11 protein-coding genes and 1 pseudogene are annotated in these 13706 nt (G+C 67.1%); 7 read left to right on the forward strand and 5 right to left on the reverse strand.

Features of this window, described 5'->3' with window-relative positions; genetic code table 11:
- The first annotated feature begins 203 nt into the window (after nucleotides 1-203).
- Entirely contained in the window at nucleotides 204-1487 is a 1284-nt protein-coding gene (locus HG800_RS25310) for a Gfo/Idh/MocA family protein (protein WP_169980864.1), read from the forward strand.
- 70 nt (nucleotides 1488-1557) lie between these two features.
- Here the strand turns inward: HG800_RS25310 and HG800_RS25315 are convergent, their stop codons facing one another.
- The gene (locus HG800_RS25315) at nucleotides 1558-2397 is read right to left on the reverse strand and encodes a carbon-nitrogen hydrolase family protein (protein WP_169980866.1); all 840 of its coding nucleotides are present in this window, start codon (nucleotides 2395-2397) and stop codon (nucleotides 1558-1560) included.
- 344 nt (nucleotides 2398-2741) lie between these two features.
- Between HG800_RS25315 and hpnC the strand changes: the two genes are divergently transcribed.
- From hpnC to HG800_RS25335, 4 genes are all read left to right on the forward strand, one after another.
- The gene (gene hpnC / locus HG800_RS25320; RefSeq protein WP_169980868.1) at nucleotides 2742-3752 is read left to right on the forward strand and encodes a squalene synthase HpnC; all 1011 of its coding nucleotides are present in this window, start codon (nucleotides 2742-2744) and stop codon (nucleotides 3750-3752) included.
- A complete protein-coding gene (locus tag HG800_RS25325; RefSeq protein ID WP_169980870.1) occupies nucleotides 3749-4645 on the forward strand; it encodes a phytoene/squalene synthase family protein in 897 nt (298 codons plus the stop codon). Before hpnC ends, HG800_RS25325 begins: the two co-directional genes overlap by 4 nt.
- Complete coding sequence (gene hpnE / locus HG800_RS25330; protein ID WP_315852106.1) at nucleotides 4642-6165, forward strand: hydroxysqualene dehydroxylase HpnE; 1524 nt, start codon at nucleotides 4642-4644, stop codon at nucleotides 6163-6165. The genes HG800_RS25325 and hpnE overlap by 4 nt, the downstream gene beginning before the upstream one ends.
- Nucleotides 6166-6327: 162 nt before the next feature.
- Complete coding sequence (locus HG800_RS25335; protein WP_169980872.1) at nucleotides 6328-6999, forward strand: adenylate kinase family protein; 672 nt, start codon at nucleotides 6328-6330, stop codon at nucleotides 6997-6999.
- A 282-nt stretch (nucleotides 7000-7281) separates the two neighbouring features.
- Here HG800_RS25335 and HG800_RS25340 read toward each other — a convergent pair whose 3' ends face one another.
- The gene (locus HG800_RS25340; RefSeq protein WP_169980874.1) at nucleotides 7282-9282 is read right to left on the reverse strand and encodes a serine/threonine-protein kinase; all 2001 of its coding nucleotides are present in this window, start codon (nucleotides 9280-9282) and stop codon (nucleotides 7282-7284) included.
- A gap of 262 nt (nucleotides 9283-9544) precedes the next feature.
- On the opposite strand from HG800_RS25340, the gene HG800_RS25345 reads away from it, so the two are divergent.
- Nucleotides 9545-10246, forward strand: coding sequence for a PEP-CTERM sorting domain-containing protein (locus HG800_RS25345; RefSeq protein ID WP_169980876.1), 702 nt, complete (start codon nucleotides 9545-9547; stop codon nucleotides 10244-10246).
- A gap of 61 nt (nucleotides 10247-10307) precedes the next feature.
- On the opposite strand, the gene HG800_RS25350 is transcribed toward HG800_RS25345, so the two are convergent.
- From HG800_RS25350 to HG800_RS25360, 3 genes are all read right to left on the reverse strand, one after another.
- Entirely contained in the window at nucleotides 10308-10916 is a 609-nt protein-coding gene (locus tag HG800_RS25350) for an RNA polymerase sigma factor (RefSeq protein WP_169980878.1), read from the reverse strand.
- A 588-nt stretch (nucleotides 10917-11504) separates the two neighbouring features.
- The gene (locus HG800_RS25355) at nucleotides 11505-12026 is read right to left on the reverse strand and encodes a hypothetical protein (RefSeq protein ID WP_169980880.1); all 522 of its coding nucleotides are present in this window, start codon (nucleotides 12024-12026) and stop codon (nucleotides 11505-11507) included.
- 61 nt (nucleotides 12027-12087) lie between these two features.
- The gene (locus tag HG800_RS25360; protein ID WP_315852107.1) at nucleotides 12088-13041 is read right to left on the reverse strand and encodes a TIGR01777 family oxidoreductase; all 954 of its coding nucleotides are present in this window, start codon (nucleotides 13039-13041) and stop codon (nucleotides 12088-12090) included.
- A 359-nt stretch (nucleotides 13042-13400) separates the two neighbouring features.
- Between HG800_RS25360 and HG800_RS25365 the strand changes: the two are divergent.
- Nucleotides 13401-13706: pseudogene (locus tag HG800_RS25365) on the forward strand (hypothetical protein); the annotation flags it as partial.

The raw sequence follows: 13706 nt of genomic DNA on the forward strand, positions 1-13706 counted from the left end.
GACCCGCTCGACCCGTCACGAGAAACTGCTCCGACGCGCCGAGTCGAGTCTCCAATCCCCTGACCGATCCGATCCGCCTGCATGCAGTTGGGCCCCACCACCTCAAAATGGGTCGACCAGTCGGTCTCGTGGTGCGGCCCCAATTTCAATGAGTACCTCTTCCTTTTCGGATTCTCAGTCCCCCGACTCGGGAGCTTCGAGCCATGACCGGACCCAAGCCCTCTCGCCGTAACTTCCTCCGGAACTCGGCCGTCGCCGCCGTCGGCACCGCCTCGCTCACCGCTGTTCCGAATGCCTTCGCCGCGGGGACCGACTCAATCCGGGTCGGCGTCGTCGGCTGCGGCGGTCGTGGCACCGGCGCCGCGGAAAACATCTGCGAAGCCGCCGGCCAGGACCACAACGTCACCATCCACGCCCTGGGCGACGTCTTCGAAGGCCAGGCCAACCTCGCCGCCGACCGCCTCTCGAAGAACTCGAAGGTCGGCGAGAAGTTCGACGTCAGCCCCGACCGCGTCTTCGCCGGGTTCGATGCCTACAAGGACGTGATCGAGGCCTGCGACCTGGTCATCCTCGCCACCCCTCCCGGCTTCCGACCTTTGCACATTGAAGCCGCCGTCAAGGCCGGCAAGAACATCTTCACCGAGAAGCCCGTCGCCGTTGACGGCCCCGGCATTCGCAAGGTCCTCGCCGCCGCCGAGGAGGCCAAGAAGAAAGGCCTCGCCGTCGTCGCCGGCACCCAGCGCCGCCACCAGACCGGCTACATCGAATCGATGGAGAAGATCCGATCCGGCGAGGCCATCGGCGACGTCATCACCGCCCGAGTCTTCTGGAATCAGGGGAACATCTGGGTCCGTCCCCGCCAGCCCGGCATGGACGACATGGCCTACCAGCTCCACAACTGGTACCACTTCCTCTGGCTTTGCGGAGACCACATCGTCGAGCAGCACGTCCACAACCTCGACGTCGCTCGCTGGGCCTTCGGCGACATGGTCCCCTCCTCCTGCGTCGGCATGGGAGGCCAGCAGGTCAACACCGACCCCGGCTTCGGCCAGTCGTACGACCACTTCGCCGTTGACTACGCCTTCGAGGACGGCCGCCACGTCATGAGCATGTGCCGCCAGATCGACGGCTGCGCCAAGGACGTCTCCGAGTACATCGTCGGCCACAAGGGCACCGCCCACCTTATGCCCGGCAACTACAACCTCGCCGGCCAGCGCCTCCGCGCCCGAGGGGAAGTGAACCCCTACGTCAACGAGCATATCAACCTGCTCAAGTCCATCGCCGAAGGGCAGCCCCTCAACGAACTCGAACGCGTCGCCCACAGCACCCTCATGGCCATCATGGGACGCGACTCCGCCTACACCGGCAAGGAGCTGACCTGGGACGAGGCCCTCAATTCCACCCTCGACACCTTCCCCACCAACCTCGAATGGGGCGCCCGCCCCGAGATCATCGTCCCCAAGCCGGGCATCACCAACTACGCCTGAGCCTGTGCGTCTCCCTCGTCACGCAACCCGCGGCCGGATTCCCTCCGGTCGCGGGTTCTCTTTTGGCCACTCAAGATCGAAGCGTTGAGACGATCGGCCCGTAATACTCCGGTCTTCGGTCGGCAATCCGGTCAATCTCATGCAAGCCCGGCACCCGGATGATTTTCTTCCTCCTCGCCAGTTCCGGGTCGATCTCCGCCATCAAGATCTGTTCGCACTCCCCATCCCCTCGGGCAAGCACCTGCCCGTTCGGATCGACGATCGAGCTGTGGCCGATGAACGGGAACCCTCGCTCGCTTCCCACGCGATTCACGGCCATCACATACACTGCATTTTCCATCGCGCGTACGATCGGAAAATGCTCGGCCGTCGGCTCCGCCCGCGTCGGCCAGTTCGTCGGCCAGAGAAGCACCTCCGCCCCGAGCAAGGTCATCACTCTCCCCGATTCTGGGAATGAGCCGTCGTAACAAATGTGCATACCCAGCCGGAGCCCCGCCGCCTCAACCACCTCAAACGGCCGATCTCCCGGATCGACAAACCGATCGACTCCCAAAAACGGCAGGTGGTTCTTCCGATACGACGCGATCACCCCCTTCGGGCCCACCATAGCGCACGCATTAAACAGCCGCTCTCCGTCCCGCTCCAACAGGCCGACCACGGCGAAGACGTCTCGCTCGGCACATCTTGCCCCGATTGCCCCAAGGCTCGGCCCTGGAATTTCCTCGGCCGCCGACATTGCCTCGTCACGCGACTCGAACACATAACCGCTCAGGGCACACTCAGGGAAGACGACCAGCCGTGCCCCCGCCCCGGCGGCCGTGTCGATCCGGTCGAGGATCGCCCGGAGATTCCCCTCCCGATCCCCCAGTTTCACATCCATCTGCACCGCGGCCACCCGCACGGTTTCCATTCCACGCACTCCTCGTTCACGCCCCTCCGCCCCACCAATCTCAGAACGCCCACCACTTCGGGAAACTACCACGCCCGCCCCCGATCGGCCACCTGGCAGTGGCCTCGCCCGCTCGACCAGCTTGCCGTCTCAGAGGCAAGAGGAGAAGACCGTACGCAGGGTCGCAGAGAATCAGAGAGATCGAGGCCGTTCGACCGAGACGCTACCCTCTCCTCTGCGCCTCCACGTCTCTGCGCGCGATCCCTCTCCCCGACTCCCTCGCCCGGGAGAACTAGTTCCCTGCCCGACACTCCGCTAAGATAGCACCCTCTCCGATCACCCCTTCGTCGATTCCGAGCGTGCCGATGCCGTCTTTCGCCGACGATCTCCGCCGGTTCGGGCCTGATTCCTCAGTGCGTGTCTCGCGCGACGAGGCCCTGGCCTACTGCGCTGCACTTACGAGATCGCACTACGAGAACTTCAGCGTCGTCACCTGGCTCACCCCCCCGCACCTCGTCCCTGCCTTCCAGGCCATTTACGCCTTCTGCCGCTGGTCCGACGACCTTGGCGACGAGGTCGGCGACCGCGCCCGAGCCACCGAGCTGCTCTCCTGGTGGCGGGACGAACTCCGGCAGATGGACGCCGGCACCCCTCGCCATCCCGTCATGATTGCCCTCCGCGACGTGGTTGCCGAGTTCGACATCCCCCTTACCCCCTTCGAGGCCCTCATCTCCGCCTTCGAGCAGGATCAAATCATCACCGACTACGACTCGTATGACCAACTGCTCGACTATTGCACCCGATCGGCCAACCCCGTCGGCCACCTTATCCTCTACCTCGGACGGGTCCACACTCCCGAGCATGTTCAACGCTCCGACGCCACCTGTACCGCCCTGCAACTGGCCAACTTCTGGCAAGACGTCTCCCGAGACCTCGACATCGGCCGCGTCTACCTCCCCCGCGAAGACCGCGAGCGCTTCGGCTACCCCGACGACGACCTGCACGCTCGCCGCTTCTCCCCGGCCTTTGCCCGATTACTCGCCTTCCAGGTCGAGCGGACCCGAGCCTTGTTCCGCCTCGGCGCTCCCCTGGCCGATGCCCTGCCCGGCCGCCTGGCGGTCGATGTCGAGTTGTTCACCCGGGGCGGCCTGGCCATTCTCGACCGGATCGAGGCTCAGGGCTTCGACGTCTTCCGCCGTCGGCCAACCGTCGGCAAGGCGGCCAAGCTCGGCCTGCTGCTTCGCGCGATCCTTGCCCGATCGCTCCGCTTCAAACACCCTCGTGTGAACACCTTCTCAAGCCACGTTGCAGACCCCGCCGCCGACGCCGTCTCCGGTCCCCTTCCCTCCGTCAATCGCTCGGAGGCCCGCCCATGACCGACGCACTCGACGCCAGCTACCGATTCTGCGGCGACCTCTCCCGACGCGAAGCGAAGAATTTCTATTACAGTTTCCTCTTGCTCCCCCCTCGCCTCCGGCGGTCGATGTGCGCGCTCTACGCCTTTCTACGACACACCGATGACCTGGCCGACGAACCCGGCTCGATCGACGCCAAGCGCTCCAGCCTCCTCTCCTGGCGAGTCGAACTCGACCGCGCCCTCGACGGGAACCCGATCGCCTGGCCCGGCCTCCCCGCCCTGGCCGACGCGGTTCAGCAACACAGCATCCCGCCGAAGTTCCTCCACGCCGTCATCGACGGCGTCGAAATGGACCTCGAACCCCGCCCCTTCTCCACCTTTCAAGACTTGCACGCCTATTGCTACCGGGTCGCCTCGGCCGTCGGGCTGTGCTGCATTCATATCTGGGGATACAATTCTGAAGGCGGCCGCGCCGAAAAGCTGGCCGAAGCCTGCGGCATCGCCCTGCAACTGACCAACATCCTCCGCGACGTTCGAGAAGATGCCGAGCTTGGCCGCGTCTACCTGCCGATGGAAGATCTCGACCGCTTCGGCGTCTCTCCCGATGAGCTCAGGTCCCCCGTCCCCAGCGACCGCCTTCGCCAACTCCTGGCCTTCGAAGGCCGCCGCGCCTACGACTATTACGGCGAGGCCAGCCCCCTGATCCGCCTCGTCGCCCCCGTCGGACGCCCGGTCCTGGCCGCGATCGTCAACATCTATCGTGCGCTGCTCGATGAGATCGCCCGCCGCGATTACGACGTCCTCGCCGCCCGGGTCGCCCTTCCCCCCTGGCGCAAGGCGGCCATCACCGTCGGCGCGCTCACCGGACGCCTCGCCCGACCCGTCCCCAGACCAGAGGGTCTGCTCCCGTGATCGAGACCCGGAACCCCGACTCCCCGACCACCGGAACCGACTGGCGCCCCAGCCCCCCGCATGTCGTCATCGTCGGTGGCGGTCTGGCCGGCCTGGCCGCCGCCTCGGCCCTCGTCCGTCGCGGCCTCAACCTCACCCTCCTCGAAAGCCGCCCCCGCCTCGGCGGCCGCGCCAGCTCCTTCGTCGATCCGACCACCACGGAACAGGTCGACAATTGTCAGCATGTCAGTATGGCCTGCTGTACTAATCTTGCCGATTTTTGTCACCGCGTCGGCACGGCCGATCTCTTCCGCCGCGTCCCCGAGGTCGTCTTCCTCGACGAAGAAGGGCGCACCTCTCCCCTCCGCGCCGGTCTCCTACCCGCCCCTCTGCACCTGACCGAGAGCTTCCTCCGCGCCCGCTACCTCACCTTCTCCGAGAAGATCCGCGTCGGCGTTGGCATGGCCTGCCTTCGCCTCTCCCGTCGCGATCGTCCCGGCGAATCGTTCGAATCCTGGCTCCGGCGCCACGGCCAGACCGACCGCACCATTCACCGCTTCTGGGGCACCGTCCTCGTCTCGGCCCTCAACGAGCGGCTCGACCAGATGGACGTCGGCCACGCTCGCAAGGTCTTCCTCGACGGCTTTCTCCGCAACCGAACCGGCTTCCAGATGGAGATCCCGACCGTCCCCCTTGGCGAACTGTACGGCCTTCGCCTCCAGCAGTGGCTCGACGCCGAAGGCGTCTCGATCCGCCTGAAAACCGGCGTCCGCTCCCTCACCTTCGATGACGACGGCGCCGCCTCGGGTGTCCAGCTCCGATCCGGCGAGCACCTCCCCGCCGATTTCGTCGTCCTCGCCGTCCCTTACGATCGGGTCAACGCGTTGATTCCTGATAACGTGTCTCCCGTCCTCCCCGAGCTTCGTGCCGTCTCCCGGATGGAATCCTCCCCTATCACCGGCGTCCACTTCTGGTTCGATCGCCCGGTCTGCCCTCCTGACTTGGAGCACGTTGTCACCGTCGGCCGCCTGATCCAGTGGGTCTTCAACCACTCCGCCATCCAGGGCCGAGAGCCCGAAGGCGGCGGCCAATACTTGCAACTGGTCATCTCCGCCGCCTACGACCTCTTGCCGATGGACAAAACCGCCATCCGCGATGCTGTCCTCGCCGACCTCGCCTCCATCTGGCCCGCCGCCCGAGAGGCGACCCTCACCCGCTGGTGGGCCGTCACCGAGCATGGCGCGACCTTCTCCGTCCGACCCGGCATCGAGGCCCTTCGCCCCCCCCAGCGCACCCCCGTCGATGGCCTGTTCCTGGCCGGCGACTGGACCGACACCGGCTGGCCCGCCACCATGGAGGGGGCCGTCCGCAGCGGCTACCTCGCCGCCGAAGGAATCCTTGCCGATCTGGGCCGACCCAAGCGCCTGCTCCGACCCGAGCTGCCGATGGCCCCCCTCTCGCGGCTCCTTCTGGGCTCCTCCCCCACCCTGACCCGCCCCACCCCGCCGACGACGGCCCCCACCGCCTCCCCAACGCGCTAGCCCCTCATCCCTCGAACTCAATCCTCCGCATTGCCCGAACGCAACATCCGGCGACTCAATCTCCCGCGATCGGTTAGAATGAATCGTTATCCCCCGACCCCCGGGCTCTTCGTCCCGGCCGGGGTCGATCGTCGCCTGGTTCCCTACCCCCCCTGAGGTCCGATGGCCACCGATTTCCCCCTCCACGTCGTCGCGTTCGGCCGCCCTGGCAGCGGCAAGAGCAGCGTCGCCGAGCGTCTCGGCGAGGCCCACGGCTTCGCCATGGTCCGGACCGGAGCGCTCCTCCGCGACGCCGTCCGCAAGGGGGATTCCCTCGGCCAACAGGTCGAATCGCTCCTGAAGGCAGGCCAGCTCGTCCCCGACGACCTCGCCTACGAGGTCCTCGCCCGCGACCTCTCCACCCTCCGGCACAACCGCCTCCTCTTCGACGGCTTCCCTCGCACCCTCGGCCAGGTCCCCCTGCTCGATCGCCTCCAGGCGGCCGTCGGCTTCACCATCGACCGCTACGTCGAGATCGCCGTCTCCGCCGACGAGGCCCTCCGCCGCATGTCCGGCCGCCGCGTCTGCCCGACCTGCGGCGCCACCTACCACGTCACCAACAACCCGCCGAAGGCCGACGGCGTCTGCGACCACGACGGTACCCCCCTCACCCGCCGCTCCGACGACACCCCCGAGGTCCTCCGCGTCCGCCAATCCGTCTACGACAACCGCACCGGCCCCGTCGTCGACCACTATCGCCAGACCTTCCCCAACCGCTTCCTCCTCATCAACGGCGAGCAATCCTTCGACGCCGTCTCCTCCGACCTCGAACGCGCCCTCGGCCTCGCCCCCTGACCCGTAATCCTTCCGGACCATCAGTCCGGCCCACTGAAGCTCAGGTCCCGAACCTCTCGGAAGCCTTCGGATGGCCCCGCCGGAAAGGGGGAAATCACCTCGAAGACTCGGAATGAGTCCCAATTTCTCCAATCCGAAACAGGCAAAGGGAAACCGCGTGAGACTCGCTTATAAAAACCACCATTGAATGATCAGCGAAAAATCACAATCTTGTTTGAGATTCTTTGCTTTTGCCTCAGTTTTTATGTTTCTATTGTTCGGGCGGTGGACGGCCAACTTCCATCACCTTCGATCGAAAGGATCAGGGAGGTGTGTCAGGACATCGTCAAGCCGGTCCCGAACTTCCTCCAGCTCCGAGGTCGAGTCGCTGGCGGCCGTCAGGGCGTCGAGCCGCTGCCGAGCCTCGGAAACCAGGCCGGGCACCTCGGCGGGACGGCCTAGCGCCATGAGCAGTCGGGCCTGGCGGCCCAGTTCGTCGATGAGCTGAAGTTCCGCAACGAGGTCGTCCGGCCGGGCCGCCACCGCCGCCCGGTAGAACTCCAGGGACGCTCGCGAGACGCGGGCGGCATCCTCCGCGCGGCCGCGGTCCTCATAGCTCGCCGTGAGGTTCCCCTGGATCATCGCTCGCGTGAAGAACGCACCGGGAAGGTCGAGGGCCTCGACCCCGGTGCGTCGCAGGGACCGATAACCGCGCTCGTCGTGCTCGAGCGTGGCATCCCAATCGCCGAGGGACTCGGCCGTCGCCGCCAGAGAGGCCTCCGATTCGGCCACCGCAAGCGCCAGCCCGGCGTCCTCGGGGTAGGCGTCCAGCAGCCTCGCCCCAATCCCCGCGCAGCGACGGTAGAGCATGGTCGCTTCGATGTGGTCCCCTCGATCGCTCATGATCGAGGCCAGGCAGCAGAGCCAGCGAACCTCGTCGGCCGACCAGGCGTCGTCGGGGCGATCGAGCGGCAGAACCCGCTCGTAGATCGTCGCGAGCCGCCAGCCCAAGGACGTGTAGGTCGGCAGGGCGTCCCTGTCCCCAAGCTGGACCGCGTCCCTCGTCTCAAGGTAGAACGTGCCCAGTGTGTCGAGGGTCTCAACGAACTCGCGTCGCGAGGTGGCCGCGGCGGACTCGGCCCGCGCCCTGCGGCCATGCTCCATCGCCAGAGCCAAGCCGGCCGCCCCCAGAGCCAGCAGGGCGACGGCAACCAGCCCGGTCCGATGCCGAGTGCCGAGGATCGCCGCGCCGAGCCGACCGGCCCCCGGCGCCTGCACCCGACGGCCCTCCAGGAACCGCCCGAGGTCGTCGGCCAGGGCCTCGGCCGACGCATACCGCCGGCCCGGCCGCTTCGCCAGGCACCTGCGGCAGATCGCCTCGAGGGCGAGGGGGACCGACGGCTCCAGCAACCGAACCGGCACCGGCTCCCGCTCGACGACCTGGCGCAGCACCCCGATCGGGCTGGCACCCCGGAACGGCGGCAGGCCGGTCAGCATCGCGTACAGAGTCGCCCCCAGGCCATAGACGTCGGACCGAGGCCCGACCGGCCCGAAGTGTGGGTCCACCTGCTCGGGCGGCATGAACCCCGGCGTCCCCAGGACCCGGCCGACGGAGGTCAGGGCCGAGGCCGCCTCGTGCTCGCGGGCCAGGCCGAAGTCGGTCAGCCGGGGGGCGCCGTCGGGGCCGATCAGGACGTTCGACGGCTTCACGTCGCGGTGGATGATCCCCCGCCCGTGGGCCTCGGCGACCGCCCCGGCCAACTCCCGGGCCAGGGTCGCCGCCTCGCGGGGCCGCAGCGGCCCGGAGCGGAGCCGGGCGGCGAGGTCGCCCCCCTCGACCCACTCCATCGCCAGGAACGGCACGCCGTCGGCCTCCCCCGCGTCGAGCACCCGCACGATCCCCGGGTGGTCGAGCTTCGCCAGGGTCCCGGCCTCGCGCGCGACCCGGTCGCGCGCGTCCGCCGTCAGCCCCCAGGCGGCCGACATCACCTTCAGCGCCACCGGCCGGGCGTCGGACTCCCGCAGGGCCTTGTACACGACCCCCATCCCGCCCCGGCCGATCTCGACCCCCACCCGATACCCCGCGACCACCGGCGGCCGATCGCCCCGGCCGACGCCGCGTCGGACGGGAGCCGCCACCGTCGCCCCCCCGGAGTCCCAGGCCGGCTCATCGGCCAGCATCGACAGCCGGTCCCGGCACGCCTCGCAGTCGTCGAGGTGCCGCTCCAGCCCCTCGCGTTCCTCCTCGCCCGCCTCGTCGGTCAGCAGCCGGGACCAGGCCCCGTCCCCAGGGCAGCCCTCCATCGCCAACGCTCCGCGCACCACCCCGACGCGGCCGGGACGCCCCTCGGCGCCCCCACGCGGGTCGCATCGTCGGGATGATTCTATGCAATTGCGGCCGATCCCGCGAAGGGTTTCGTCATGAGAATTTCCCGCGAAGGTGCAAACTCCCGGCCCGCCGCCCGGGAGAAGGGGGTGGAGGAACCCGCCCGACGAAGGCCTCCGGCCAAGGTGGCCGGGCCCTCAGGGCGGGGCATCCCGAGACGAACCGAAGGAACCCTCAATCATGACGTCCACCCCAGTCCCGACGCCCCGCATCCCGCGCCCCTGGGCCGCCCTCGCCCTGCTGGCAGGCCTCCTGCTCGCCTGCCCCGAGCCGGCCGAGGCCGGGATCGTCTACCAGCAGCTCGACCTCGAGGTGGTCTCGAGCAGCAGCCTCCTGTCCCCAGACGTTTCCGTGCAGGTCGGCACCAGGACAATCATCGGATTTCGTGCCCTATATGATTCTTTTCCCGGTGGTGGTACGGCTGCCACACGTACTATTCTTGGAAGTTCGACCCGGACTGTGAACGTTTTCAATACCGGAGCGCTGGATGCCGGTTACTTGATCTCCGAGACTTCGCCGTTCGCAGGTTTCGATTTCTTTTTGACAGAACGTATCTTGTCCAATGGTGAAGGATTTTCATTTGGAATATTTAATGATTCAACCGACAAGTATCTCGGCCTCTCATTCGAGGACGACTTGGGGACGACCCTCTACGGCTGGGTCCGGCTCTCCGAGACGGGCGATTTCTCGCCGTCGTCGAGGCTGAGGATCAGCGGATTCGCCTACGACACCACCGGCGCCGGCATCCGGGCCGGCGATACCGGCGTGCAACCCGTGCCCGAGCCCTCGACGGCCGTCGCCGGCCTGATCGGAGCCGCCTGCTGCCTCGGGGTCGCCTGGCGTCGCCGCGCCCGCAAACGCCCCGAGGCCGTCCCCGTCTGAGCGGACCGGGCCCCCGGCGTCCGACGCCGGTCGGGTCGGCCCGAACGCCGGGCGCCGAGGCTCAGGCCTCGGCCTGGGCGACCAGCCGGGCCAGCTCCAGGCGCACGAGCCGCTGCACCTTGCAGCGCGCCGCGTGCGCCGAGCCGCGTCGCATCCCCAGCCGGGCGGCGGCCTCGTCGCCCGAGCGCCCTTCGAGGGCGAGCAGCCGGAACGCCTCCCACGTCCGGGGCTCGACCCGAATTCGCACCCGACCAAAGGCCAGTTCCATCAGCTCGGCGTCGGCCTCACGCTCGAGCCAGGCTGCCGGGCCATCCGGGTCGGGCCTCGCCTCGACATGGCCGAGTTCGTCCGGCGGGACGAGGCCCGGATGCCACGGCCGACGCCGGGCCGACCAGTCGCGCCAGGCCGCGTCGGTCATCGTCCGCAGCAGGCCGCGAAATCTCCGCCCCGGGTCGAGCGTGAATCGGCCGGCCCGGCGTGCGAACCGCAGGAGGACCTCCTGCGTCAGGTCCCACGCGTCGGCCTCCTGCAACCCCTTGCGCCGGAACCAGGCCAGGATCATCGGCTCATAGGACCGGACGAAGAGCCGCCAGCCCTCCGCATCTCCCACCGTCCCGCAGATCCGCTTCAGCAGGCTCGGGCTAGTGATCGGCTCGGTAAATCGAGACATCGCGAAGACTCGTTCTCTCCACACACGTCAACAGATCGAGACACCCACCGCCCGGCAGTACTCCCGGCAACGGTAACGCCGCCCACGTCGTTCTACTCTACAGGCTTCATCCGCTCAATCAAGCCTGCGCTTACGCCTCGTCTCGCTCCGGGTTCAACGATACCGTTCAGACCACCCGCCGACGTGACAATCACCCATACTTTTGTGAATTTATTCTTTAAGATTAACCAATGACCGGGCAGGTTCCCCCTGCATCGACCCAACACCTGAAGACCCTGGAACCGCCGGACGGACGCCGCGTCATCTCACGGCTCCCCACCGACTTCCAATCATGCACGCCCCCCGGAGGGCGGTCCATCCACCCGTTGGTACGCCAACGGATTCCGGTAACGGAACCCGGGGACGGGACCACTCCCCGAGCCGCGGAGACCCTCAGAATCGAGTAATTTGTGCCTTGCACGCGACTCCTCCCCCCTCTCCCCTCCCTCGTCTCTGTGTCTCTGCGCGCGGTCCCTCTCCCCTTCCCCTCAATCCGCGTGCACCCCCCGACCAGACCACCACCGCGCAACCTCAAGAGAAGCGTCGACCCTACCACCGATCGGCCCAGTAAACCACCTCGCCACGCTCCTTGCTGATCGACAGGCCCGCGCTCAAACCGTGGTTCCATGCGTGGCCGGGGCTGCCTCGGTCCTCGGCCCTGAGCACATACAGCGTGAACGACTCGGGAAACTCCCCCGAACCCTCAGCTCCGGTCCGGTAAGTGGTGGTCGGCAGGCCATCCAGTTGATTCAGGTGGCGAGTTACATCCCCACCCCCCTCGTACCTTCGGATCGCCCGAGGAGCAATGCGCGCCTCGATCGCCTCGACCTCTCGGTCAGGCAGCTCCACGCGCAATTGCAGCCAGGCACCACCTTGCAAAAAGCCCGGGAAGTGCGAGCAGGAGACCGATCGCGCCGACGCCGGGATCTCCCCCGGGAAGTGATCCGCGAGGTCAGACCAGGACCGTCGGAGTGCGTGATACCGATTCACATCGGTCGTCTCCTCCGGCGGGCCGACCCAGCAACCCGCCGAGACGAGCAGCCCCGCGACCGACATCAGGGCGATTCGCATGGTGCCTCTCCGGTCCTGGACTACCTCACGCCCACCCTCACAACAACGCGTTCACAACGCCTCACCGATACAGATCTCCCAACGCCGACGTGATGTCCGGGAACCGGAAGGCGAACCCCTCCTCCCGCAACCGCCTCGACACGCAGTAGCGGCCACAGAGTGCCAGTTCCGGATCTGTTCCCAGCACCAGCGGGGCCCCGATCCGCACCATCCACGCCATCGCCAGCAATCCGACCGGCATCCCCAGGGCACTCCGAAGCGCTCGCATGAACTCAGCGTTCGACACGGGACCGGGCGCCGTCGCCAGATAGGCACCCGTCACCGACTCATCCCCGATCGCCCACGCCACCAGACGGTTCATATCATGTTCATGAATCCAGCTGATTCCCTGTCGGCCATGCCCTACCGTTCCTCCAAGGCCCCACCGCGCCAGGCTCGCGAGCCGAGGTAACGCCCCCCCCGATCGCCCGAGGACGAAGCTCGTCCGAAGCACGACCTGCCGCACCTCCATGGGCACCGCCCGCGCAAACGCCTCCTCCCAGGCCGCTCCCACGGCCGGCGCCAGACCATAGCCGAACGCCGAGTCCTCGTCGATCACCACCTCCGGCGGATCACCATAGCGATGCGCCGTCGACATCTGAACCCACACACGAGGCAACCTCTTGACCGTCTCCAGCCCGCGCCCCAAGGCCTCGGTCGACTCCACCCGAGACCGCAAGATCTCATCGCAGTGCTCGGGGGTCTTCACACAGTCCACCGACCTCCCCGTCAGGTTCACCAGCGCCTCGGACCCCTCCAGGTGCCGCACCCAATCCCCCGTTGTCCGTGCATCCCACGGGACAAAGTGCCATGGATCGCTCCCCTCCGGCCGATGCCGAGCGAGCACGACCACGTCCCATCCGCCATCGTGGAAATGCCGTGCCAGACTCCGGCCAAGAAACCCGGTCCCCCCGGCAATCACAATTCGCCCTGTCGATTTCATCGTGATAACATTGAATGTGATTATTTTTTTCATTCCGGGAATCGGAACATCGATTTAGTCTCGATCTCAACCGATTCCAGGAACGCTCCTCAACGTATCCGTCAACGCTGACTCGAATGCTACCAGAAACCGCCTGCGGGGCTCATCACATCGCGTTCGCCCCGCGCTGCGAGAAGGGCCTGGCTTTCCCCTGGGTTTCGAACACATCCTCGCTCCACCAAATGCGATTTTTTCCCCGTTCCGGTTTTTGTGCTTAAACCTCCCCTTCTCCCCGATGATTTCGGTATCTGCCTGCGCTCTCCGTGCGTCTCCACACCTCGCACCGACCACCCGTTTGAACTTAATCTCCGCACCGAAATGTCTCTCAGCCCCATCGAGGCGAATCGACTCCCATGAGCCACTCCACCGGACCCCGCACCGACGACGGGAAACAGACCAGCTCCGCCAACGCCACCACCCACGGCCTGACCGCCAAACGCCCCCTCTGCGCTGAGGAAGCCGAACGTTTACAGGTCATCGTCGCCTCCTGGACCGCCAAGGCCATGCCCGAAACGGCTCCCGAGGAAGCCCTCATCGCCTCGGCCGCCATCGAATATGTGCGTTATTTGCGCTGTGTCGATGCCGAGGAAGCGCGCTTGAAGCCCGGCCTCCACCAGGCCCTCCGCGACTGGCGCGAGCGGAAACAGCACGCCGTCCGC

Origin of the sequence: Tautonia rosea (assembly GCF_012958305.1) — a bacterium.
GTDB lineage: Bacteria > Planctomycetota > Planctomycetia > Isosphaerales > Isosphaeraceae > Tautonia > Tautonia rosea.

Excerpts from the sequence above, each read along its gene's own strand:
- HG800_RS25350 (WP_169980878.1), bottom strand. The coding sequence starts at position 10,916 with ATGTCTCGATTTACCGAGCCGATCACTAGCCCGAGCCTGCTGAAGCGG.
- HG800_RS25355 (WP_169980880.1), bottom strand. The coding sequence starts at position 12,026 with ATGCGAATCGCCCTGATGTCGGTCGCGGGGCTGCTCGTCTCGGCGGGT.
- HG800_RS25315 (WP_169980866.1), bottom strand. The coding sequence starts at position 2,397 with ATGGAAACCGTGCGGGTGGCCGCGGTGCAGATGGATGTGAAACTGGGG.
- hpnC (WP_169980868.1), top strand. The coding sequence starts at position 2,742 with ATGCCGTCTTTCGCCGACGATCTCCGCCGGTTCGGGCCTGATTCCTCA.
- HG800_RS25360 (WP_315852107.1), bottom strand. The coding sequence starts at position 13,041 with ATGAAAAAAATAATCACATTCAATGTTATCACGATGAAATCGACAGGG.
- HG800_RS25340 (WP_169980874.1), bottom strand. The coding sequence starts at position 9,282 with ATGGAGGGCTGCCCTGGGGACGGGGCCTGGTCCCGGCTGCTGACCGAC.
- HG800_RS25310 (WP_169980864.1), top strand. The coding sequence starts at position 204 with ATGACCGGACCCAAGCCCTCTCGCCGTAACTTCCTCCGGAACTCGGCC.
- HG800_RS25345 (WP_169980876.1), top strand. The coding sequence starts at position 9,545 with ATGACGTCCACCCCAGTCCCGACGCCCCGCATCCCGCGCCCCTGGGCC.
- HG800_RS25335 (WP_169980872.1), top strand. The coding sequence starts at position 6,328 with ATGGCCACCGATTTCCCCCTCCACGTCGTCGCGTTCGGCCGCCCTGGC.
- HG800_RS25325 (WP_169980870.1), top strand. The coding sequence starts at position 3,749 with ATGACCGACGCACTCGACGCCAGCTACCGATTCTGCGGCGACCTCTCC.